Below are 20,064 nucleotides of genomic sequence, written 5' to 3' on the forward strand. Positions count from 1 at the left end.
CTTTGCCACCGGCTCCGAGGTGCAGCGGCCTCGCTGGCATGCGGTGATCGACGAGTCGCCTGGAGTGCGTTCAACCGGCCGCCGCCCGCCGCGGTTTACCCGCGCCGGGCGGAGGCCAGTACCGCGCCACCCACAGGCCGCCCGGTGGGCAGGACCAGAAACCCCCCGACCTGGACTTGCCCACCGGGCACCCCGCACGACCGGCACTCAGACCGGGTTTCGGCCTACGCGGCGAGCGTGCGGCAACGGCTGCCGCGTCGACGGCGCTCTCGACCGCCGCGTGACCAGCCCGGTGTGAGGCGAGCGCTAGGTGGGCTACGTCCGCATCGCGTACCCCCGCGATGAGCCCACCTGCCCGCACCCGCCGGTCCGCACGACCAAGGCGTCCAGCCGCTGAGGTCGTGCGGGCCGGCCCACAGACCGAGATCGAGGTGAACCGACGATGGCCAGGCATGCGCGCACTAACCCGCTGCTGAATCTCCTGGCTCGCTTGGGTTGGCAGCGCAACCCCGACCTCTGGACAGCGCGTTGTCGCGATCAACACGGGCGACGAGCGCAGCTCACCATCCATCTGGCCAGCGAGGGGATCAGGCTTACATCCTCCTCGCCGGGCCCGTGGGTGCTGACGCCGTTGGAAGTCGGTCGCCTTCGTTCGGCACTGCGCGATGCGCTGTTCAGCCTAGATCGACTCGCCAGCTCTGAGGATGGCGGAATCGAGATTGATTCCAGGTCCACGGAATTTCCGTCGCCACAGCCATTAGGCGTTCCCCTTCCACGCCGGCGAGTCGAGCTCGGACTGATCACCCGGCCGTCGGTTGACGAGATCGCTTCCCGCGTTGCCCAGACACAGCCGCCTGAACTGGAGGTCAAGCGTGGCCATCACGATGACAAGTCAGACCACCAACTCAGTGGTGGAACGTCCGTCGCTGCGTGACCTTGCCGACGCTCGGACTCACTACGAGGAACAGTTCGGGTGGCCGGTCACCATGGAGGTTGAACAGCGCACGCTCGTCCTCGCCGTGGGCGAAGTGTTCGATGCGCTCACGATGCCAGAGCCACTCGGTCGGAGAACATTCACCGAACTGCAGCTCGCTATGTGGACCGTGCCGGTCATCGGGGAACTGGCCGGCCGAGCGTGGACCTTCCTTACCCAGCCCAGCACTGCAGGACCTGAGCTCTCGTCCACACTGCACCGGCTGAAGGTTCACTCCGTTCCCCGCAGTTCTCACCTGCCCCTTCCGCTCCGAACCGACAGCGAAGCGTGGATCGAGTCGCCGCGGCCCCGGCAGCCCTTGCCACCATGGTCGGAGTTCATCGACGCCGTCCGGCGTGCGAACGAGCAGTTCTGTACGCGGGGTACCGCGGGCTGGACGGTTGCGGCTTCCCCCACGACCACGGGCGGTGGTGGATGATGGTCGCTCGGGAGGATCGCGAGTTCCTGGCGCGCGTGGCTCGCATCAATCAGGCCCTTGCTGCCTGCGCGCTACCTCTCATCAACGGAACCCTGGACGCTACCGATAGTCACTGGCTCGGTACGGAGTTGATCGCGATCGGCCGCAAGTTTGTCGGTCGATCCCATGCACAGCTCGGCACCGACGCGGCAGTCGATGTCGTCGATGGCGAAACAGTGTCCTCAACTGACAGTCCATACAGGACGAATGTCGCCATCCAAGTACTGGACTCCAGCGGCCACCTCAAATAGCCAGGTCCGATGTCGTGACCCCCGACCGACATTGGGCCCTCGGCCGGTTCGGTGCGTGCCCCCAGTACCCACCGAACCGGCCGACACCACTACCGGAGCAGAAGAGAGACGGAAGTCAGACGATGGCAGCGATCGACGCCGAAAGACTCGACCTCGGAGGGCTGCTCGCAGATCTCGCCGAGTACCTGCTCGAAAGGTCGTCCGGCGAGGCGCCGAGCAGGCCCCACCTGCTACTACACGACAGCGCCGACGCACAGCCCAGTCGTCGATGTCGCGCTCGTGTCAGGGCGAGGAGTACTGCATGCCTTTGCATCGGGAGCACGGAAGAGAGCGTTATGGCAGATGATCAGCCCATAGACGACCTGCCCACTGGGTACTGGGTTGCGTTCGGCTACCACAATCACGTCCTGCCCACCGAGGTTCCGCGAGGCAAAGACGGCAAACTCACCGCGCTGTGCGGCGTTCTAACACGACCACACGACGTATCCGATCAGGACGATCGCCCGATGTGCACGTGGTGCTCCGAACAGGTCCATACCGGACAGATCCGGATCGTGCCCGCTGGAGGAGGGTTCGTCGGGGGCGATCCCACCCGGCAGCACCAGCGGGCCGGGCGTTGGCGGCCGAGTTGGCGGAGGCACCGGAACCGGCATCGGTCGAGTGTGCATCGGTAGTGGTAACCGCCGTGCTGGGGCCAGGCGGCTCGTCCGGCGTTGTCAACGGCAGCGACCGCTGGCGGCAGCTCCAGCTCGGCAGGCGCACGTGGCGGGGCCAGCGGCGTCGCTGCGGGTGTCGGCGCCGCTGGGCGTGGCCAGCGTGAGGACGATGACAAGGGGCACACCAACAAGTACGCCGAGCCCACCAAGGACGCGTAGGACGAGCTCGGCCTGCCAAAACCGCACCGCCGGTGTGTTCGGCGACTGGTCCGCTCAAGCCCAGGAAGGCAAGCCCCCGCGCCCTCCAGAAGGAGACGGCGAAAAGAGCTAGATTCGCAGTCTGCTGGCCGCGTGCGCCCGCTTCCCCCTCGGGAAGCACGCGGCCACACCATTCCTGTCAGGGTGCGTCGAGCGCCGGCAGGAGTAGGCCGTTCGAGGCCGATTGGTCGGTTGGAATTGATGTGGCACCGAGGCGCGGGAGGGCGTCTCGATAGCCTGTCACGAGCCTATTTGGTTCCGTGTGAGGTGGATCGAGGGAGCGTGAGTGTTCGAGCGCGGGATGCGGGTGCGTCTACGTGACCGTCGGTGGGAGGTCGAGTCGGTCCGTGGCCCAGGCGTTCCTGCAGCTGCGTTTGGCGGATGACAGACCGGGGCCGCGTCGGTTGACGGTGCTGCCGAGTCTGGGACCGAGCCTGCATCGCGCGAGCTGCGCTTCGAGCTGTCCGAGCGGTCGTGCGGCCACCATCTAGACCCGTCGCCAGTCGAGGGGGTCGGCGGCCGGGAATGCGAGCACCGCGACGAGGGTGAGCACGACCACGACAACGGCGAGCAGGCCGTGGGTCAGGGCGGCGGCGCGGGTGATGCCGAGGTAGTTTACCGCCGCCAGCACCACCACCGCCGCCGTGGCCGCGGTGGTGGTGCTGGCGGCGGGTTTCTCGTAGCCGGGGGGCGGGGTAGGGGGCGAAGGTTAGCGCCACGGCCGCGCAGCTGGCGGTCTTGCCGGTGACGAAGCCCTACCCGGCGGCGAAGCCCCGCCAGAGGGCAAGGCGTTCCCGGCGGTAGATGTAGGTGCCACCCGAGGTCTGGTACACCGCTGCGAGGACCTGACCCCGAGCTCCGTCCAGGAGCGTGAACAGCTGGTCTGTGGATGCGTGTGACTTGGGGGTTCGAACCATGGAACCGGTGCGACGCACCGAACCTGGTAGTTCGCCGATGTTGCTCAAGATGCCGAGGGCTTGTGGTCGCGGAGTGCGGTCGGTTCGCCATGTTCTCCATGGCTTCGTCGAGTTAGCCGACGGCGACGAGATCCGCGCAACGCGTTGAGCCTTCCACGCGGACAGCGCTTCCCGGATAGCGCGGTGAGACCGCCGTTTGGGACTGATTGGGACCTTTGCCAGCTCGAACGGGGTGCGGGCGGTCGTACTGTGGATGTATGAGCGGCATCGGGCCGAATCATGGTGTGATCACGGTGGTCCTGGTGGACGACCACGAGGTCGTACGCGTCGGACTGGCCGAGCTGCTGAATGCGGAGTACGACCTGAAGATGATCGGGCAGGCGTCTTCGGTGAGTGAGGCGTTGGCGCGCATTCCCGCGCTGCGTCCGGACGTCGTGGTGTTGGATGTGCGGCTGCCGGATGGCAACGGCGTGGAGTTGTGCCGGGAGTTGCGGGCCAGACTGCCGGAGTTGCATTGCCTGATTTTGACGTCGTTCGCCGATGAGCAGGCCATGCTGGACGCGATTCTGGCCGGGGCCGCAGGGTACGTGGTCAAGAACATTAAGGGCATGGAGTTGGTGCCGGCGGTGCGTGCGGTGGGGTCGGGCAAGCCCTTGCTGGGTGATCGGGCCACGGCCGCGTTGGTGGATGAGCTGCGCGCCAAGCTCGACAGCTCAGCGGCGTTCCCGGGGCTGACCAGGCAGGAGCGCATCCTGTTAGGGCACATCCGGGAGGGCCTGACCAACCGGCAGATAGCCGAGCGGATGTTCTTGGCGGAGAAGACGGTCAAGAACTACGTGTCGCGGCTGTTGGCCAAGCTCGGAGTGGAGCGCCGAACGCAGGCCGCGGTCCTGGCCGCGCAGGCGCGTTCCCGCTCTGGCCAGCGCCGTGAGTGATCACCTAGCCATGCCCGTGGCTGGCGTGGGCAGGTGTGGGTTCGCAGGTGACCACATCTTCAAGAGGCCGCCGCGGGGTGGCCGGGACCGGTGATCCGTAGCCGATGCGCAGCACGGCTTGCGGCCACAGCCCGCCGCCGAGCAGGGCACGCAAGTCTGCCCGAGCCGTGGGGACCTCTACGACCTGGGACAGGAACGAGGACGACAGCCCGCCACCGGTCGCGGTGAGCAGCACGCGTTGCATCGCAAGCCCGGCTTGCAGCTGAGCCGCCGGCGAGTCCTGGAATGATCCGAGGACGCAGATCAACGGCTCGGGCTCGAAATCCTTCCCAGCCACACGGCGAGCTGCCTGCCCCGCGCTGTAATCGCGGAGCACCCATTCATCCTGCGGCTCGGGTCGCGGGCCGCTGGTACGGGCGGGCACCCCGTCGCGGGTATCGCCGTCGCGCCCGATCCACTGCCGCCATTCCGCCACGAAGGCTTCGTCGGCCAGCTGCGCTTGATGCGCCCGGTGCACCAGGTTCTGCAACACGGCCAAGCGCGGCTGGTCCAGGAAGGCCAGCCACCCGCGCTCAGCTTCGGCGGCCTGCCGCAGCTGACTTCGCAGCGGCGTCGGGACCGGGCTCGGCAGGAAGGGGCGGCGGTTGGTGTGCCGCCGCGGGATCGCCGCCACCAGCGCATGGTCGAGGGGCGTGGCCGGGCGTGGTCCCGCGGGCCGCACGGTCGCGAGCAGATCCGGCTGAGTGCGGTCCGGAAGGATGCGAACGTCCGGGTGCACCCCAGTCACTCGGATCGTCAGGCGCAGGTTGAGCAGGGCGGCCCCGCAGGCGAGCACGAGCTCCCGGTGTTCGGGGTCGGCCGCGTGGATCGTGCGTGAGCGGTCCGCGTGCAGTTCGATGACGCTGGGGGTGCAGTGGAACCGCCAGGGCTGGCTGTTGCACAGCGACGGCGCGGCGATCGCCGCGAGCAGGGCCTTTCGGACCTGATCCGCCGTCAAGCTCCCGATGGGCAAGATGTGCGGATTCATTGCAACCTCTTCGCTCGTTCGCCGTCGGTGAGCTACAGCCTGTGGGGGGGTGGGCGAGCGGAGTAGAGCCGATCGGCACCTTCCGAGACGCGGAATACCAGCGGGGCCATCGGGTGTGTGAGCACCGGCCCGCCGTGCGACAGTGGCCGTGTGAGCAGGGCAGACTTGCCAAGTCCCCGGGATGGCTCGATCTCATCGGCGGGGGAGATGGACGCTCTGCTGGAGGCGGTGCTGGCGGTCTCCTCGGAGCTGGAGCTGGATGCCGCGCTGCGGCAGATCGTGCGCTCGGCCATGAGACTGGTCGATGCCCGTTACGGCGCGATCGGGGTGCTCGGCGCAGACGGGACGTTGAACAAGTTCGTGTTCGACGGCATCGATGAGGCCACCCGGCGGAAGATCGGGCCGTTGCCTACCGGGCGGGGAGTGCTGGGGGTGGTCATCGAGGAGAACAAGCCGCTACGCCTCGACGACGTCGCAGACCACCCCGCGTCGGTGGGGTTCCCGCCTCATCACCCTCCGATGCGCAGTTTCCTCGGGGTGCCGATCCGGGCGCGGCACGAGACGTTCGGGCGGCTCTACCTGACCGAGAAGCTCGGCGGCGGGAGCTTCACCGAGGACGACGAGGCCGTGGTGCAGGCACTGGCGGCCGCGGCGGGGACGGCGGTGGACAACGCGCGCCTGTTCGACGAGGTGCGCCGCCGAGAACGGTGGCTGGATGCCAGCGGTGAGATCACCGCGGAACTACTCGGGGGCACGGACCCGCTGGACGCCTTGCACTTGATCGCCGAGCGCGCGTTGGAGTTGACCGCGGCTGATTACGCGGTCCTACTGGTGCCCGAGGAAGCGGAGGAGGATCCCGCGGAGATCAGCGAGCTCACCATCGCCGTGTGCGCCGGAGGCGGCATCGACACCCTTGTGGGCCGGAAGATCCCGGTAACCGGGTCCACCTCCGGCCAGGTATTTCGCGAACGGGTACCGCGCAACGTTGCCTGCCTGGCGGACGACCCCATCGGCGGCCTTGACGCCAGGTTCGGTCCGGCGCTGGCGGTGCCGATGCGCGCCGGTGAGGTGATCTCCGGGGTGTTGCTGGTGGTGCGCGACAGCGGTGATGCGGTGTTCGATGAGCGCGAGCTTCAGGTGGTGTCGTCGTTCGCCGATCAAGCCGCGCTGGCGTTGCAGCGGGCCGAAGCGCTGGCGGCGCGCCGGGAGCGCGACGTGCTGGCCGACCGCGATCGGATCGCCCGGGATCTGCACGACCATGTCATCCAGCGGCTGTTCTCGATCGGCATGGCCATGCAGAGCACCCACCGCCGCGTGAAGTCCCCCACGGTGGCTGACCGGTTGGCCGAGCACATCGACCAGTTGCACGAGGTCATCCAGGACGTTCGGGCAGCCATCTTCGACCTGCACACCAGTACCGCGGGGTCGACCCGGTTCCGGGCACGGGTCCAGGAGATCATCAACGACTTGGTCGGCGATTCCCCGATGCGCATCACCGTGCGGATGTCGGGTCCCTTGGACGTCCTGCCCCCGACGTTGGCCGAGCACGCCGAGGCGGTCGTTCGAGAGGCGGTGAGCAACACCGTCCGCCACGCCCATGCATCCGACTTGTCAGTCACGGTCTCGTTGGACGGGGATCTGGTCGTCGACGTGACCGACAACGGCATTGGTATCCCGGAGACCGTCACGCGCAGCGGTCTGCGCAACCTTGCCGAACGCGCCACGCAATTCGGCGGGCACAGCGTGGTGGAGCCACTTGAGAGCGGCGGGACTCGACTGCTGTGGACCGCGCCCGTCCGCTGAAGGGAGTTTGGCGTCGAGGTGTCGCTGACGGTTACTGGGGCGCCCCACGGAGCTGATTAGCAGTCAGGAACACCGCGCTAGTCCTCGGGAGTTGCGTGCAGGACAAGGACTGCGTCGCCAGATAGGTCGAAGCACCGGCCCGCGCACTCGCACAGTCCGCCGTTGGCCATCCCTGTGCGCCGGGCTTCGGAAGGGCACACTGAGAAGACTCCGATGACCTGGTGTCACGTGCGTGCTCGACAGTGAGGTGTCGCGTCATGGCAACGAAGACCGAGATGCCGGTGCTGGTGGGGGTGGACGGCTCGGAGCAGTCGTTGGCTGCTGCGTCGTGGGCGGCGGAGGAAGCCGACTTCCGGAATGCCCCGCTGCGCCTGGTCATCGTCGGTGACGATCCGAGCCGGGACGGCGAGGTGTGGGAAACCCTCTCGGACGCGGCAGAGCAGTGCCGCAACGAGCGTCCTCGGGTGGAGGTCTTCGAGGAGATAAGGCATGGGCGTCCGATCGAAGAGCTGATCTGGTCGTCCGCGGAGGCGCAGCTGGTCGTGGTCGGATCGCGCGGCCTCGGCCGTGTCGCGGAGGCGGTGCTCGGCTCGGTGAGCACGGCGGTGGCTATGCATGCTCGCTGCCCGGTCGCCGTTATCCGGGACCGCCGCACCAGCTTTGCTGTCGGTCCCGTTGTGGTCGGAGTGGACGACTCTGCGCCCAGTCAGGTAGCACTACAAACGGCCTTTGACGCGGCCGCCGCGCGGCGGACGGACCTGGTCGCGCTGCACGTCTGGCGGCCGGTCCTTGCCGAGTACTCCTGGATCGAGGCTCCGTCGGGCGCAGCCTGGTTCAGTTTGGACGATGCGCAGCGGGAGTTGGCCGCGCAGCTGGGACGGTGGCGTGCGAGCTACCCGAATGTCGAGGTCCACGAGGAGGCGCGTTTCGGGCACCCTGTCGAAGAACTGACAGCGGCGGCCTCGCATGCTCAGTTGCTCGTCGTCGGACACCGCGGGCGGGGAGGGTTCGAGCGCCTGCTGCTGGGCTCGGTGGCCTACGGCGTACTGCACCATGCCGAGTGCCCGGTGATCATCGTCCGAGCCAGCCACACGCCCTGACGCGGGCGAGCCGTCACATCCGCGCCGGGCTGAAATTCGTCCTGCATTGACCTCAGTGATCGGCGTGAACCTGGTTCAACCTGTTCTCAGCGGTCCGTACGTGCGGGGGTGCGGTGTTGTTGGCGGAGGGCTCGGCCGGTGAGGCCGATGGCGAATACCGCAAGGCCGGTGATCACGGAGGTCAGCGGCAGGGTGGCCGCGAGAATCAGGCATCCGGTGATGCCGAGGATGTTGATCGTGCGGGGCCAGCGGCGGTCCTCGGCGCTTTGGGTGAAGGCCGAGGCGTTGGCGATGGCGTAGTAGACCAGCACGCCGAAGCTGGAGAACCCAATCGCGCCGCGGAGATCGGTGGTGAGCACCAGGGCGATCACGATGGCGGCGAGGGTGAGTTCGGCGCGGTGGGGCACCTGGAAACGTGGGTGGACTCCGGCCAGGAAGCGGGGCAGGTCGCCGTGGCGGGCCATGGCCAGGCTGGTGCGTCCGACGCCGGCGATCAGCGCCAGCAAAGCCCCGAGGCTGGCCGCCGCGGCGCCGATGCGGACGATCTCGGTCAGCGAACCGTGGCCCGAGGCCGTGAGTGCCTGTGCCAGCGGTGCGGTGCTGGTGGCCAGCTGCTGCGGGCCCAGCACGAGCAGGACCGCGAGCCCGATGACCGCGTACACCACCGCCGCGACCGGGAGTGCGATGAGGATGGCGCGGGGGATGGTGAGGGCTGGATTGTGGACTTCTTCGCCGAGGGTGGCGATGCGGGCGTATCCGGCGAAGGCGAAGAACAGCAGTCCGGCGGCTTGCAGCACGCCGAGTGGGCCGTTCGGCCACCATCCCGGGTCGGTGGCCAGTCGGCTGGGGTCGGCTGCCGGGAACGCGAGGACCGCGACCAAGGCGAGCACGACCACGGCGACGCCCATCAGGATCCGGGTCAGGGCGGCGGTGCGGGTGATGCCGATGTAGTTCACCGCCGCCAGCAGCACCACTGCGGCCACCGCAGCGGGTTTCTCGTAGCCGGGGGCGGCGTAGGCGGCGAAGGTCAGCGCCATGGCCGCGCAGCTGGCGGTCTTGCCTATGACGAAACCCCACCCCGCGGCGAAACCCCACCAGTGGCCCAGGCGTTCCCGGCCGTAGATGTAGGTGCCGCCCGAGGTTGGATACACCGCCGCAAGCTGGGCGGAGCTGGCCGCGTTGCAGTAGGCGATCACGCCCGCGATCCCCAGCCCGACAAGCAGGCCGCTGCCAGCCGCCGCGGCGGCGGGGCCGAACACGGCGAACACCCCGGCGCCGAGCATCGAGCCGAGCCCGATCACGGTGGCATCGAGAGTGCCCAGCCGTCGCGCCAGGGTGCCCACGTTGGACGGTGCCGAAGAGTTCACTGTGCAGCTCGATTCGGTGCGTTGTGGGCGGCGGTCATTCGCCTGTGGTGTCTGTGTGCGCCTGTGGGGAGCGTCGGGTGGCTAGGCGGGCGTCGAGGGACCAGGGGCCGGCACCGACGATCAGCAGGAAGACTGCGCCGAACAGCTGGCCGAGTTCGGTGCGGGCCTCGTGCAGGTAGTCCCAGATCCCGTCGCCGAGCAGGATCGGGAGCTTGGTGAAGATCTCGGCCCCGATCATGTTGATGATCATGGGGATAGCGGCCAGCCGGGTGAACAGCCCGAGGATGAGCAGCAGCCCGCAGCCGATCTCGAAGATCCCGTCGACGTAGGCGAAGAACTCCGGTACCGGCAGCGGCGTTTCCTTGGCGAACCGGCCCGGGCCGAGCGTGACGGGAAACAGGAACTTCTGGATCCCTTCCGACAGAAAGATCCCTCCCACCACGATCCGGATGAGGATCACGGCCTTGGGCGCCTCGGAGCCCAGCAGTCGGACACGCGCGGGGAACGTTCGAGTGGTCATGGCTTCCTCCTGCGGCGTGACTGCGGGGAGCCGGTGTGCGGACCAGTGCCGAGAACCTCCTCGGCCAGCTCCCGCAACGCCGCTTTGTCGGCTTCCAGGGCTTGGCGGCCAGCTTCGGTGGCTCGATAGACCCGCCGCTGGCGCCCCTCGACGAGCTGATGCTCGGAGACCAGTAAGCCCTCGGCTTCCAGCCGGTGCAGCGTGGGATACAGCGTGCCCGGACTGATCTCGTAGCCGTGCTCGGCCAGCTCCCGGGCCATCCACGCACCATGGATGGGCTCCTCGGCCGCGTGATGCAGGATGTGCAGCCGGATTGCACCGCGCAAGAACTCCCGCATCCCGACCCCTTCGCCCGGCCCGAGCCGCTCCAGCCCCGGCCCAGGTTGCTCGCACAGCCGATATCGGAGACCGATACTACGGGCTGCGTCCGCTTGACGGTCTCCGCAGGTCGGGTGCCTACGGGCTTGGTGAGCGGTTGCGGACGTAGGCCAAGCTCGGTCATCGGTCATCGCGGGTGTGGCGGTCGCGTTGTGTTCATCTCCTGGCCGCCCTCATGTCTCTCGTCGCATGCACTCGACTACCGATATCGTCCAACGACATCGTAGCTCGATATCGAATCCCGAGGTCAATCATCTCGCTCGACCAGACACTGGAACGATGCGTCGACGCCCTGGCCGTCCGATTCCCACACCTGCACCGCGACACCATCGCGGGATGCCTCCGGCGCTGCTACGACGACCTTTCAGCCGGTGCGACGGTGACCGACCACCTCGTGCCACTGGCGCAGCACCAAGCCGCAGAACACCTCGCCACCTTGCCCCACGAACAGACCTGACCGAGATCGCCATCCAGGTAGCAGACGCCATCTGGCGCGGAGCGCCGTTGCTTTGTGGACGGTCGATGTCGGGTTTGCTGTGCGATTTGCCTGGCGGTGGATCGCCGGTGACATGACCACTTCGACGCCGAGCTCAGCGTTACCACGCACCGCGCACGACGAGCATCGTCAGCGCCCCGCCGACCATGAGTCCGGCTGGGATCAGAGTGGCCGCGGGTGTGCCCGCCGACCATGCGAGCAGGCTGACGGTGGTGAGGGCGATGATCCCGGCGAGGGCGCGTCGCCTGACGGCGGCTGCGGTTTGGCGTGGTGGGGTGTAGCGGGGGTCCGATTCGTGCGGCGCGGTGTCCTCTCGCGTGTCGTCCCGTATCGGGGTCGCCAGGAGTAGGACGACGAACAGGGCGATCCCGGCGACGAGCAGGACGGTACTAGCGAGCAGCCACGGCGCGGTGTCCCTGGATTCTGAGGCAAGGGCTTCGATCGACACTCCTGCGCCGACGACGGCCCCGGTGAGGACCCAGGGCTCGGGTTGGATGACGTTCATGGTGCGCCTGCCTCTGCCGTTGCTGGTGGCCCGGCGCCGCGGTTCCGGTTCGGGACCGTTGGCCGTGGGGGATGAAGCGTGGTGTGCTGTGGCAAGGTCGGCTAGGGCCGAAGGGCTTCTACTTGTCCTGGCAGACCGCTGAGGCAGCCCATCAATGTCGAGGTGGGCGCGCCCGCCTCGATGTGCTGGTGCTGCCCTCTGATTCAGGAGGGGCAGGTGGGTAGCAGCGATGATGACCGTGCTGATGGTCGCGGCGGGCCTTGCGTTCGCTCTGTGGGTCGGCGTTGCCTCGGTCGTGATGCTGGCCCGTCCGGAAGTCGACCGGGCGGGCGTCGTACGTACCGTCTTCGCACACTGACCCGGGGCCGGCGGGCGGCTCTATCTTGTGCGCCCGCGTGAGACCAGAAGGACACTTGAACAAGCCGCTCGTCGAAGCACATGTGAAGTCGGCGTCGCCTGAAACCTGCAAGGACTGGGGTTTCGGGGTTATGCGGTGGCTGTTGCCCAGGCGTGGTGGACTTGGAGGGTTTCTTGTGGGGTTGGTGGTCGGGGTGGTGTGGGTCGAAATTGTTCGGCGATGAGGACTCGTCGGAGTTTGATGAGCATGTCTTGGTAGGAGGGTTCGGTTTTGGTGGTGTACCAGGGTGCGGTGCGGCGCCGGTCGGTGACGTCGGTGGGGTCGTGTCCTGCTAGGGCGTACCAGAGGTAGACCAGGCTGTAGCAGACGAGTCCGAAGGGCACGGTGCGTTCCACGGCGTGGGGGGTGCGGTTGCGGGCCTGACCGGCACCGAGGTCGTGTTTGGCTTGGTGGAAGGTGACTTCGATGGCCCAGCGGGCTGCGTAGCGTTCGATGATCTGCTCGGCGGGGGTGTCGAGGTCGGTGGTGATCAATGCCAGGTCCCAGGCGCGTCCGTCGCGGCGGGGCCGGCCGTCGTGGACGAGGATGACGCGCGCGTGCTGGCGCAGCAGGATGTGCGGCCACAGGCAGCGGTGTTCCAGCAGGCGGGTGGTCTCGGTGCGGCCGTAGCGGGTCACCGTGACCGTGCGCCAGTGCTGGTGTTCGGCGATCTCGGCGAGGGTGGTCTTGGGGCCTTTGTAGCGGGGCCGGCCGACCACACCCGGGAGGGGTTCGTGGATCTCGTGCAGGGCCGCGTTCGATCTCGGCCGGGTGGTCAAGCTCAGGTGTGCGGGCAGCCCGCGCCAGTGGCGGGTGCCGTAGAAAGCGTCAGCGACGACATGAAACCGGCGCCCGGGTAACCGGGCGGCGAGTAGCTCGATCAACTCACGAGCCTGCTGCGGTTTCGGCGTCCCGCCCGGGCGCCACAGCCGCGCCAGCACGGGCAGGCACACCGGCCTGCGGCTCCATGAGGGGTGCAGGACAAGGCCGGCCACGACCCAGCAATGCCCCCAGCCGGTGGTCTTGACCGGGCTGGGACTGGTGGGGTCGTGATGCCAGGCGGCAGCGTGGATCTTGCGGCCCGACCGGCGAAACAGCGTGTCGTCCACCGCTATCTCGATCACCGCATCGGTATCCAGCAGCCGGTCGACGAGCAGGGCGGCCAGCGTCAGCCCCAGCCGGTCGGCCGACCAGCGGGCCTCGGCGAAAAACCGGTGCGCCCAGTCATGGTGACGCCGCCCGGCCATCCCGGCCGCGGTGAGCATCCCGCACACCGTGCCACGCCCGGTCTGCGTGATCAACCCCGCCACCAGCATGGTGAAGGTCTGAAACGACGGAGCGGTGAAACAGCCCCGGAACGCCTCCACCACAACGGCCAGCGAGGCAGGTAAGGTCACGGGCTGGAGCATCGGCGGCACTCTCTTCTCGGAGACGTGGTAGGAACCGCCGATGCTCCTTTCATGATCACCTCAAGTCACGCCGCCACACCGACCACCACCCCAAAAAACCCGAAACCCTAGTGCAAGGAGACATCCGATGAAAACCGTCCATCATGGATTCTTCGGATACATCGTGCTCGTTGCGTCGGCAGCAGCGCTGGTGCTGGCCGGCTGTGGCACGGGGCAGCCCGGTACCGGTGGTGCCCCGACAACACCTCAACCGCCCCCGGCCACGCAGGTGTTCAACGACGCGGACGTGACGTTTGCCCAGCAGATGATTCCGCACCACCAGCAAGCGATCCAGATGTCCCAGATGGTGCAGGCACGTTCCCAGAACCCGCAGGTCAAGGAACTGGCAGGCAGGATCGAAGCCGCGCAGCAGCCGGAAATCCAAACCATGACTGGGTGGCTGCAATCCTGGGGCAAGCCCGTGCCGACCATGGGTCCGGGGATGATGCAGCACCAGCCGGGCATGCCCTCGATGGAAGACATGTCACGCATGATGGGCACGTCAGGGCCGGATTTCGACCGGATGTTCCTGCAGATGATGATCGCGCACCACGAAGGCGCGGTCCAGATGGCCAAAACCGAGCAGGCCCAAGGCCAATACCCTGACGCCAAGCAGCTGGCCCGCAACATCGAGACCAGCCAGACAGCGGAGATCGCCGAGATGCAGCAGATGCTGGGCGGCTCCACCCGCTGACCGGCCCGTTGGGTGGTGGTCGATATGGGGCGGCCACGCGCCATGCAGGCACGACCGGTGCTGCTGGTCGCGTTCGCGTTCGCGGTGATGGCCGATCCGGTGTCCTCGGTGGCCTATGCGATCGAGGCCGCATTGCGGGCGTTGCACGGGGATCTCGGATTGCTGCTGCCGACGATGACCGTGGTGATCGTCGTGGTGGCGCTGGTGACCACCAACTACCACCAGATCGTGGCGCGCTATCCCGCCGGTGGAGGTGCCGCGGCGGCGGTGGGGGAGGCGTTCGGGCAGGGCTGGGCCTTCGTGCCGATCGGTGCCCTGGTCGTGGACTTCGCCCTCACGATCGCGATCAGTGCCGCCGCTGGTGCCTCGGCGGTTATCGCCTACCTCCCGATGCTGGCCTCCTGGCGGATCCTGCTGGCGCTCGTCCTGGTTGCTGGAGTGGCCGGTCTGACCTGGTTCGGCCATCTCGGCCGCGCGGTGTTCGCGACGATGACCATCGCCTTCGTCGGGCTGGCCACTGTCGTGCTGCTCTCGGGTTTGGCGGCCCAGCCACAGCCTGCGGAGCCGACTGTTCCGGTTGCCGGGCCATCGGCAGTATGGGCGGTGGCGCTGGCCTTTCCTGTGGCCATGGCGTTGGCGACCGGTGTCGAAGCGCCCTCGTCGGCCATTGCGCAGTTGGGGCAGCTCGATGACACCGGGCGCCGCAGGTTCGGGCGCATCACGCTGTGGCTCACCCTCGGCATCGTCGGCGCCCTCACGCTGGGGCTGACTGCCGAGGCTGTTCACCTGCGCGTCGGCGTCCCCCACTCCGACAGCACGCAGATCGCGGAGTTGGCGCGCATCGCGGCACCGGCACCGGTGTTCGCCGCCTTCCAGTTCGTCACGGCGTTGTTGCTGCTGTCGGCGGCAAGCTCGTCGCTGCAAGCCGGGCCTGGACTGCTCAAGGCACTCGCCGTCCGGGGCCAGCCCGACGCGGCGTCGATCGGGATCCTGCCGCCGTCGCTGGGCCACACCAACAGCCACTACACGCCGTATTGGGGCGTGCTGGTCTTCGCGCTCGCGGCGGCGGCGCTCATCATCGCCGCCGGTGGACAGGACCAGCGCTTGGTCCTGTTCTACGCGGTGGCGGTGTTCCTCAGCTTCCTCGCCGGCCTGCTGGCGATGGCGCGCTTGTCCTATCGAGAAAGGCGCCGTGCGTCGCTGGCGGTGAACGCGGCCGGAGCCGTCGTGGTCGGCTTCACCCTCGCGATGAACCTTGCCCGGGGCGCACCGCTGGTGTCCATGGCGGCCACACTGCTGCTGGCATACCTGTTGCACCGGCTGTGGGTTCGGTCCGGCCGACCCTGCGACGTCCAGCAAGCCAGCTGCCAATGCCAGGCAACACGCGCCGCCCCACGCGTTGTTCGGCTCCCTCGGCCGCGACAAGACTAATGTCTACCTTGGTCATTAATTCCCGGATTCCTCGCGCTCCCCGCAAATCCTGAGTTCCTCGAGTTCGAAGGATTAGGAATGCCTCACCGAAGTCAGATTTGGTGCGCCGGGCTTGGTATCGCTCGATTGGTGTGAATGCGGGAAGACGGGTGCATGGCCGTCGGCGGCGCGTCGTAGCGTTTCTACATGACTGGCATTGTGAAAAAGATCGAGCCGCGCACGTCGCGTGCCCAGAACCTCCTCGAAAATCAGGTGGGCAACGAGCTGACCGTGTCGCAGCAGTACCTGGCCGCCGCCGTGTGGTACGACCAGCGGGACCTGCCCCGGTTGGCTTCGTACTTCTACCGGCACGCGGTGAAGAAACGCAACGATGCGATGCGGATCGTTCAGTACATGCTGGACAACAACATCGAGGTCGAGATTCCGGGAGTGCCGGCCGTCTGCAACGACTTCTCAGATCCTCGCGAGCTCATCGCCCTGGCCCTGGAACAGGAACGCAACGTGACCGAAGAAGTCACGACGTTGTCCCGGGCGGTCCGCGAGGAAGGCGACTACCTCGGCGAGCAGTTCATGCGGTGGTTCTTGACCGAGCAGGTCGAAGAGGTCTCGGAAATGACCACGATGCTCAACGTCATGGACCGTTCCCAGGGCAACATGTTCGATATGGAGGACTACCTCAAGCGAGACCCTGTCGGCGACAGCAGGAACGAATCGATGGCCCCCAGCGTGGCGGGCGGGAAGCTGTAGCAGTAAGCAGTGAGCCAACCAGTACTGGTGAAAACTGCTGACACTGGATGATGCTTGAGTTCGCTCTGACGTGAGTTGTGGCGGCACGGCGCCCTGTGAATGAAGTCCGGTAGGCCCTGGTCACGGGCGGACCTGGCACTGGATGCTGCGTGTATCTCGATCCAGGGGGCGTCATGACTGAGGCGCATCTCAGCAGCAACACGTTGCGCGAGGCGGTCGCGCTGGCAAGCCGCGCCCCGTCGCTGTTCAACGTGCAGCCGTGGCGGTGGCGGGCAGTGGCGGGCTCGTTGGAGTTGGTGCTCGATCGCTCGCGGGCGCTTCCGGAGACCGACCCGACCGGCCGGGAATTGGCCCTCAGCAATGGGGCGGCGTTGCACCACGCAGTGCTGGCGCTGCGGGCACTGGGCTGGCCGGCGCGGGTTCATCGGTTACCGAATCCTGACGAGGAGGCCGATCTGCTGGCCCGCATCGACGTGGTTGCCGCTGCTGAGCCCGGTGAAATCGACCTTGCGTTGGCGGGGGCGGCATGCGTGCGGCAGGCCGATCGCCGCCAGTACCAGCCGGAACCTGTGCCGGCACCGCTCCTTCGCGAGTTGGTGTTGGCAGGTGAAGCAGCGGGTGCGGACGTGCTGGTCGCCGAGGGCGATCAGCGGTATGCGTTGGCCCAGGCGTTCATGAAAGCGTCCGTGGTCCATGGCGCGTCGGAAAGGTACCGCCGGGAACTGGCCGCGTGGACGGGGCTGAGCTCGGTGGAGACCGAGGGCATGCCCGAGTACAGCTCCCCGCTGCACGGACGGCAGTACGGAGATCTCGTCGTGCGCGACTACGGCCGCGTTTCGGTCGCCCACAAGGAGGCCGGATCGCCCCGCACAGCAGGAAGTTTGCTGCTCATCAGCACGGCGAATGATGACGTCGCCGCACATCTGGCAGCAGGCGAGGCGACCAGTGCCGTGTTGTGCCAGGCGGAGCTGGAGGGGCTGGCGAGCTGCCCGCTCAGCGAGGCGTTCGAGGTCCCGGAGACACGCGCCTTCGTCCGTCGGGCGGTGCTGCATGACGCGGGGTATCCGCAGTTGGCCATCCGAGTCGGCTGGCCGTCAGTTTCCGGGCGGCCTCCGCAGACTCCCCGGCGTCCCGTTCGCGAACTGCTCCAAGACCTGGTCGACCGACACCCGGACTGAGGAAGCCGCTTCTGTTCCCTGCCAGCGAAGTGAGATGTCGGAAGAAGCGATCAGCCTTCTGACCTCGCCATGGGATCACGGCCGATGATCACGCACGACGACCACCGGGCACGGTGCGTGGCTGACGCAGTACTGGCTGATCGAGCCGAGCAGGGCATGGGAGAAGCTGCCTTGGCCACGGCGGCCGACAACAAGGAGGTCAGCTGACTCGGCGGCGTGCAGCAGTGCTTTGGCAGGGTGACCACGGGCGACCTGCGTGCGGATTCTGGCGAGGTCGGCTTCATCGACGGTGTCGTGGACGATCTTGCGGAGCGTTTCGTCGGTGGCGCGGTCGAGTTGTTCCGCGGTCGGCAAGGGCCAGTCGTAGAGAGCGGGCGTGTCCCATGCCATCACCGCGGTGATGTTGCCGTCGGTCCGGTGTGCTTGGCGAACCGCCCACCGCAGAGCGTCTTGAGATGAGGGCGAGCCGTCGACGCCGACGACGATCGCATATTTGCTCTGCTCGCTCATGGAATCGCTCCACGAAGAACTACTGCGTGTCATCGGGCGGTGCGGAGGAAGCCGGTGCGGCCTGGTGGAAGGGCGGCTGCACCGGCTGGCTGGTCAGGCCGGTCCGGGTGCCTGCTGGCGCTGTGGGGAAATGCTGGGCAGGTGTTCGCGGACGAGGTAGCCGCTGAGCACCAGCATCCACAGTCCGGTCAGCGCTCCGGGGATGTAAGCGGCCAGCACACCGCCGGGCAGCAACACGCCACCGCCGCCGAGGACGGCGAGGGCGCCGAGGACCCGGATGACGGCAACGAACCCGGTGAACCACGCCATCCACTGCGGGAACACATCGGTGCGTGCCATGGCCACGGTGCACGCGGCCAGCGGCAGGGCGATGGCCAATCCGGCGACGGTGCCCACGACGGTGAGCGCGGTGTAGGGCACGGAGGCGAGTGCGAGCAGCATCGGGTGGGTGGCCAGCGTGTAGGCCATGCCGCCGAAGACGGCCGTGGCGACGAATCCGATCGTGGCGGTGAGGGCGAACCCCGCCAGCACCACGGAGGGGGCCTCGCTGTTGGGGTCGGCAAGCCGGAACGCAGTGGCCAAGGTGGCGCCGAACCACAGGAACAATGCCACGGCGGCGGCCGAGAGCACGACCGCAGTCATGATCACGCCACGTGAGGTGACCAGATACATGGCGATCGTGTCGGTGGAGTCGGTGATGCTCGGCGCACCGCGTAGCAAGATGCCGGCGATGATGGCCAGCATGAGTGAAGCGAGGCCGGCGAGCCCGCCCCAGCGCATCTCGTGGCCTTCACTCACACTCATCGTATCCTCCGCACAAGTCCTACATGGGCAAGATTTGTATCGACAGTTGCGGTCGGCAGGCACGTTGTCATGGGGCCGAAGGTCCTCTGTTACCGGAAGCTTAAGCGGGGCTCTCGCGCCGGCCCCATCGGTCCCTTGAGCACCGCAGATGCTCAGGGGTACCAGACTCAGTGCCGTGCGGAAACCGCTTGATCACCTGTGGATTTCATAGTTCACAGCCAGGTTTCGACGGCCAGTAGATCGCGCATGGAGATCACGCCGACCACTACCGGTCCCTGCTTCACCGGCAGGTGGCGGATTCCCGCGTCGAGCATCCGCCGCGCGGCGTCCCGGGTGTCCTCGCCGAAGGCGGCGGTCTGGAGTTGGTGCGACGCGTACAGGGTCGCGGTTGCGGTTCGAAGGTCGACCTTTTCCGCGACGGCTCGAACGATGTCTCGTTCCGAGATGATGCCGATGATCCGGTCGTTGTCGAGCACGGCGAGCGCGCCGATGTGGTCTACGGCCATTTTTGCCGCGACTTCTTCGAGTGGATCGGACGCGTCGCAGGTCAGTGTTCCCGGATGGAAAACTTCTTCGACTTGCATGGCTTCCTCCATGCGCTAGGCGTGCGCCTGTTGCGGCTTTGGCTCGAGCACCGTCACCTGGCGCGTGCCAGGTGACGCGAGTGCCAACACGCGGGCGAAGTCGCGGCCGGCCGGGTCACCGACGGGATCGGTGATCTTGACCGCGCCGTCGAGCACGGAAATCGCCCACTGCTCGAAGCCGCCATAACGATCGAGGTTGCGTTGGACATCGGTCCTGATCAGCGCATCGTCGCGGGCCAGGCCGTGCAGCAGGTCGCGTCGGGTCACGATGCCCACGACCTCGCGGTTCTGCACGACCGGGACTGCACGCAAGTGGTGGTTCAGCATCGTCGCTGCGATCTCCGCACAATCCGTGTCCCGTGCCGCGGTGCGCCCCTTTTTGGTCATGACCGGGGAGACGAGGGATGGGTCGCGGGGGATCGCGTCCCGGATCAGATCCGCCTCCGTGACGATTCCGACAAGGATGCCGTCGGTGTTGACCATCGGTGCGGCGGTGAAGCCGTATTCGGCCAGCAGCCCGGCAGCCGTTTTGATCGAGTCGTACTCGCGGACGGTGGTGACCGGGCGCGACATGATGTCTTCGGCTTGCATCGTTCCTCCCGGACTC

23 protein-coding genes are annotated in these 20,064 nt (G+C 67.3%); 11 read left to right on the top strand and 12 right to left on the bottom strand.

All coding sequences use genetic code 11. The features are described 5' to 3' along the window. Window positions 1-1,408: 1,408 nt before the first annotated feature. Together BJ970_RS24645 and BJ970_RS24650 are read left to right on the top strand one after the other, a co-directional pair. The gene (locus tag BJ970_RS24645) at window positions 1,409-1,702 is read left to right on the top strand and encodes a hypothetical protein (RefSeq protein ID WP_184728400.1); all 294 of its coding nucleotides are present in this window, start codon (window positions 1,409-1,411) and stop codon (window positions 1,700-1,702) included. A 713-nt stretch (window positions 1,703-2,415) separates the two neighbouring features. Then, complete coding sequence (locus tag BJ970_RS24650; protein ID WP_184728401.1) at window positions 2,416-2,577, top strand: hypothetical protein; 162 nt, start codon at window positions 2,416-2,418, stop codon at window positions 2,575-2,577. Between the two features lie 526 nt (window positions 2,578-3,103). Here BJ970_RS24650 and BJ970_RS24655 read toward each other — a convergent pair. Both BJ970_RS24655 and BJ970_RS24660 read right to left on the bottom strand, forming a co-directional pair. Next, complete coding sequence (locus BJ970_RS24655) at window positions 3,104-3,247, bottom strand: hypothetical protein (protein WP_184728402.1); 144 nt, start codon at window positions 3,245-3,247, stop codon at window positions 3,104-3,106. Window positions 3,248-3,371: 124 nt separating this feature from the next. Continuing rightward, window positions 3,372-3,533, bottom strand: coding sequence for a hypothetical protein (locus tag BJ970_RS24660; RefSeq protein ID WP_184728403.1), 162 nt, complete (start codon window positions 3,531-3,533; stop codon window positions 3,372-3,374). A 284-nt stretch (window positions 3,534-3,817) separates the two neighbouring features. Here BJ970_RS24660 and BJ970_RS24665 point away from each other — a divergent pair, with 284 nt between their 5' ends. Further along, window positions 3,818-4,468, top strand: coding sequence for a response regulator (locus BJ970_RS24665; protein WP_184729333.1), 651 nt, complete (start codon window positions 3,818-3,820; stop codon window positions 4,466-4,468). Between the two features lie 4 nt (window positions 4,469-4,472). Here BJ970_RS24665 and BJ970_RS24670 read toward each other — a convergent pair whose 3' ends face one another. Beyond that, window positions 4,473-5,495, bottom strand: a complete 1,023-nt coding sequence (locus tag BJ970_RS24670; protein WP_184728404.1) for an Acg family FMN-binding oxidoreductase — start codon at window positions 5,493-5,495, stop codon at window positions 4,473-4,475. 150 nt (window positions 5,496-5,645) lie between these two features. Here BJ970_RS24670 and BJ970_RS24675 point away from each other — a divergent pair, with 150 nt between their 5' ends. After that, window positions 5,646-7,298 (top strand): sensor histidine kinase, encoded by a 1,653-nt coding sequence (locus tag BJ970_RS24675; protein ID WP_312864392.1) that lies wholly within the window; start codon window positions 5,646-5,648, stop codon window positions 7,296-7,298. 257 nt (window positions 7,299-7,555) lie between these two features. After that, a complete protein-coding gene (locus BJ970_RS24680) occupies window positions 7,556-8,398 on the top strand; it encodes a universal stress protein (protein WP_184728405.1) in 843 nt (280 codons plus the stop codon). An 86-nt stretch (window positions 8,399-8,484) separates the two neighbouring features. Here BJ970_RS24680 and BJ970_RS24685 read toward each other — a convergent pair whose 3' ends face one another. From BJ970_RS24685 to BJ970_RS24695, 3 genes are read right to left on the bottom strand one after another with little or no spacing between them, the layout of a single operon-like run. Then, a complete protein-coding gene (locus BJ970_RS24685; protein ID WP_312864393.1) occupies window positions 8,485-9,765 on the bottom strand; it encodes an APC family permease in 1,281 nt (426 codons plus the stop codon). 34 nt (window positions 9,766-9,799) lie between these two features. Beyond that, a complete protein-coding gene (locus BJ970_RS24690; RefSeq protein WP_221467304.1) occupies window positions 9,800-10,285 on the bottom strand; it encodes a DoxX family protein in 486 nt (161 codons plus the stop codon). Further along, entirely contained in the window at window positions 10,282-10,623 is a 342-nt protein-coding gene (locus tag BJ970_RS24695) for an Rv3488 family transcriptional regulator (protein ID WP_184728406.1), read from the bottom strand. Before BJ970_RS24695 ends, BJ970_RS24690 begins: the two co-directional genes overlap by 4 nt. 215 nt (window positions 10,624-10,838) lie before the next feature. Here BJ970_RS24695 and BJ970_RS40170 point away from each other — a divergent pair, with 215 nt between their 5' ends. Beyond that, window positions 10,839-11,120, top strand: a complete 282-nt coding sequence (locus tag BJ970_RS40170; protein ID WP_376775080.1) for a three-helix bundle dimerization domain-containing protein — start codon at window positions 10,839-10,841, stop codon at window positions 11,118-11,120. A gap of 139 nt (window positions 11,121-11,259) precedes the next feature. Here BJ970_RS40170 and BJ970_RS24700 read toward each other — a convergent pair whose 3' ends face one another. Beyond that, window positions 11,260-11,664 carry a hypothetical protein gene (locus BJ970_RS24700; protein WP_184728407.1) on the bottom strand — a complete coding sequence of 135 codons (405 nt, stop codon included), beginning with the start codon at window positions 11,662-11,664 and terminating at the stop codon, window positions 11,260-11,262. A gap of 229 nt (window positions 11,665-11,893) precedes the next feature. Here BJ970_RS24700 and BJ970_RS39010 point away from each other — a divergent pair, with 229 nt between their 5' ends. Continuing rightward, window positions 11,894-12,022, top strand: coding sequence for a hypothetical protein (locus BJ970_RS39010; RefSeq protein WP_281399482.1), 129 nt, complete (start codon window positions 11,894-11,896; stop codon window positions 12,020-12,022). 128 nt (window positions 12,023-12,150) lie between these two features. On the opposite strand, the gene BJ970_RS24705 is transcribed toward BJ970_RS39010, so the two are convergent. Continuing rightward, window positions 12,151-13,458 carry an IS701 family transposase gene (locus BJ970_RS24705; RefSeq protein ID WP_184725761.1) on the bottom strand — a complete coding sequence of 436 codons (1,308 nt, stop codon included), beginning with the start codon at window positions 13,456-13,458 and terminating at the stop codon, window positions 12,151-12,153. 139 nt (window positions 13,459-13,597) lie between these two features. On the opposite strand from BJ970_RS24705, the gene BJ970_RS24710 reads away from it, so the two are divergent. The 4 genes from BJ970_RS24710 to BJ970_RS24725 all read left to right on the top strand — a co-directional run bounded on the left by BJ970_RS24710 (window position 13,598) and on the right by BJ970_RS24725 (window position 17,559). Next, on the top strand, window positions 13,598-14,203 hold the full coding sequence (locus tag BJ970_RS24710) for a DUF305 domain-containing protein (protein WP_184728408.1): 606 nt from the start codon (window positions 13,598-13,600) through the stop codon (window positions 14,201-14,203). A 24-nt stretch (window positions 14,204-14,227) separates the two neighbouring features. After that, window positions 14,228-15,634: an APC family permease gene (locus BJ970_RS24715; protein WP_246471007.1), complete on the top strand. Its 1,407-nt coding sequence runs from the start codon at window positions 14,228-14,230 to the stop codon at window positions 15,632-15,634. 186 nt (window positions 15,635-15,820) lie between these two features. Beyond that, entirely contained in the window at window positions 15,821-16,381 is a 561-nt protein-coding gene (locus tag BJ970_RS24720; RefSeq protein WP_184728409.1) for a ferritin, read from the top strand. Between the two features lie 173 nt (window positions 16,382-16,554). After that, the gene (locus tag BJ970_RS24725) at window positions 16,555-17,559 is read left to right on the top strand and encodes an Acg family FMN-binding oxidoreductase (RefSeq protein ID WP_184728410.1); all 1,005 of its coding nucleotides are present in this window, start codon (window positions 16,555-16,557) and stop codon (window positions 17,557-17,559) included. 75 nt (window positions 17,560-17,634) lie between these two features. Here BJ970_RS24725 and BJ970_RS24730 read toward each other — a convergent pair whose 3' ends face one another. The 4 genes from BJ970_RS24730 to BJ970_RS24745 all read right to left on the bottom strand — a co-directional run bounded on the left by BJ970_RS24730 (window position 17,635) and on the right by BJ970_RS24745 (window position 20,048). Then, a complete protein-coding gene (locus BJ970_RS24730; protein WP_184728411.1) occupies window positions 17,635-18,069 on the bottom strand; it encodes a universal stress protein in 435 nt (144 codons plus the stop codon). Between the two features lie 93 nt (window positions 18,070-18,162). Continuing rightward, window positions 18,163-18,873: a hypothetical protein gene (locus BJ970_RS24735; protein ID WP_221467305.1), complete on the bottom strand. Its 711-nt coding sequence runs from the start codon at window positions 18,871-18,873 to the stop codon at window positions 18,163-18,165. Between the two features lie 212 nt (window positions 18,874-19,085). Beyond that, entirely contained in the window at window positions 19,086-19,457 is a 372-nt protein-coding gene (locus BJ970_RS24740) for a CBS domain-containing protein (RefSeq protein WP_184728412.1), read from the bottom strand. A 15-nt stretch (window positions 19,458-19,472) separates the two neighbouring features. Beyond that, window positions 19,473-20,048: a CBS domain-containing protein gene (locus tag BJ970_RS24745; protein WP_246471008.1), complete on the bottom strand. Its 576-nt coding sequence runs from the start codon at window positions 20,046-20,048 to the stop codon at window positions 19,473-19,475. Window positions 20,049-20,064: the final 16 nt, after the last annotated feature.

This window comes from Saccharopolyspora phatthalungensis, assembly GCF_014203395.1.
GTDB lineage: Bacteria > Actinomycetota > Actinomycetes > Mycobacteriales > Pseudonocardiaceae > Saccharopolyspora > Saccharopolyspora phatthalungensis.

Excerpts from the sequence above, each read along its gene's own strand:
- BJ970_RS24645 (WP_184728400.1), top strand. The coding sequence starts at position 1,409 with ATGATGGTCGCTCGGGAGGATCGCGAGTTCCTGGCGCGCGTGGCTCGC.
- BJ970_RS24660 (WP_184728403.1), bottom strand. The coding sequence starts at position 3,533 with ATGGTTCGAACCCCCAAGTCACACGCATCCACAGACCAGCTGTTCACG.
- BJ970_RS24670 (WP_184728404.1), bottom strand. The coding sequence starts at position 5,495 with ATGAATCCGCACATCTTGCCCATCGGGAGCTTGACGGCGGATCAGGTC.
- BJ970_RS24680 (WP_184728405.1), top strand. The coding sequence starts at position 7,556 with ATGGCAACGAAGACCGAGATGCCGGTGCTGGTGGGGGTGGACGGCTCG.
- BJ970_RS24690 (WP_221467304.1), bottom strand. The coding sequence starts at position 10,285 with ATGACCACTCGAACGTTCCCCGCGCGTGTCCGACTGCTGGGCTCCGAG.
- BJ970_RS24695 (WP_184728406.1), bottom strand. The coding sequence starts at position 10,623 with ATGCGGGAGTTCTTGCGCGGTGCAATCCGGCTGCACATCCTGCATCAC.
- BJ970_RS40170 (WP_376775080.1), top strand. The coding sequence starts at position 10,839 with ATGTCTCTCGTCGCATGCACTCGACTACCGATATCGTCCAACGACATC.
- BJ970_RS24700 (WP_184728407.1), bottom strand. The coding sequence starts at position 11,664 with ATGAACGTCATCCAACCCGAGCCCTGGGTCCTCACCGGGGCCGTCGTC.
- BJ970_RS39010 (WP_281399482.1), top strand. The coding sequence starts at position 11,894 with ATGATGACCGTGCTGATGGTCGCGGCGGGCCTTGCGTTCGCTCTGTGG.
- BJ970_RS24710 (WP_184728408.1), top strand. The coding sequence starts at position 13,598 with ATGAAAACCGTCCATCATGGATTCTTCGGATACATCGTGCTCGTTGCG.
- BJ970_RS24715 (WP_246471007.1), top strand. The coding sequence starts at position 14,228 with ATGGGGCGGCCACGCGCCATGCAGGCACGACCGGTGCTGCTGGTCGCG.
- BJ970_RS24720 (WP_184728409.1), top strand. The coding sequence starts at position 15,821 with ATGACTGGCATTGTGAAAAAGATCGAGCCGCGCACGTCGCGTGCCCAG.
- BJ970_RS24725 (WP_184728410.1), top strand. The coding sequence starts at position 16,555 with ATGACTGAGGCGCATCTCAGCAGCAACACGTTGCGCGAGGCGGTCGCG.
- BJ970_RS24730 (WP_184728411.1), bottom strand. The coding sequence starts at position 18,069 with ATGAGCGAGCAGAGCAAATATGCGATCGTCGTCGGCGTCGACGGCTCG.
- BJ970_RS24735 (WP_221467305.1), bottom strand. The coding sequence starts at position 18,873 with ATGAGTGTGAGTGAAGGCCACGAGATGCGCTGGGGCGGGCTCGCCGGC.
- BJ970_RS24740 (WP_184728412.1), bottom strand. The coding sequence starts at position 19,457 with ATGCAAGTCGAAGAAGTTTTCCATCCGGGAACACTGACCTGCGACGCG.
- BJ970_RS24745 (WP_246471008.1), bottom strand. The coding sequence starts at position 20,048 with ATGCAAGCCGAAGACATCATGTCGCGCCCGGTCACCACCGTCCGCGAG.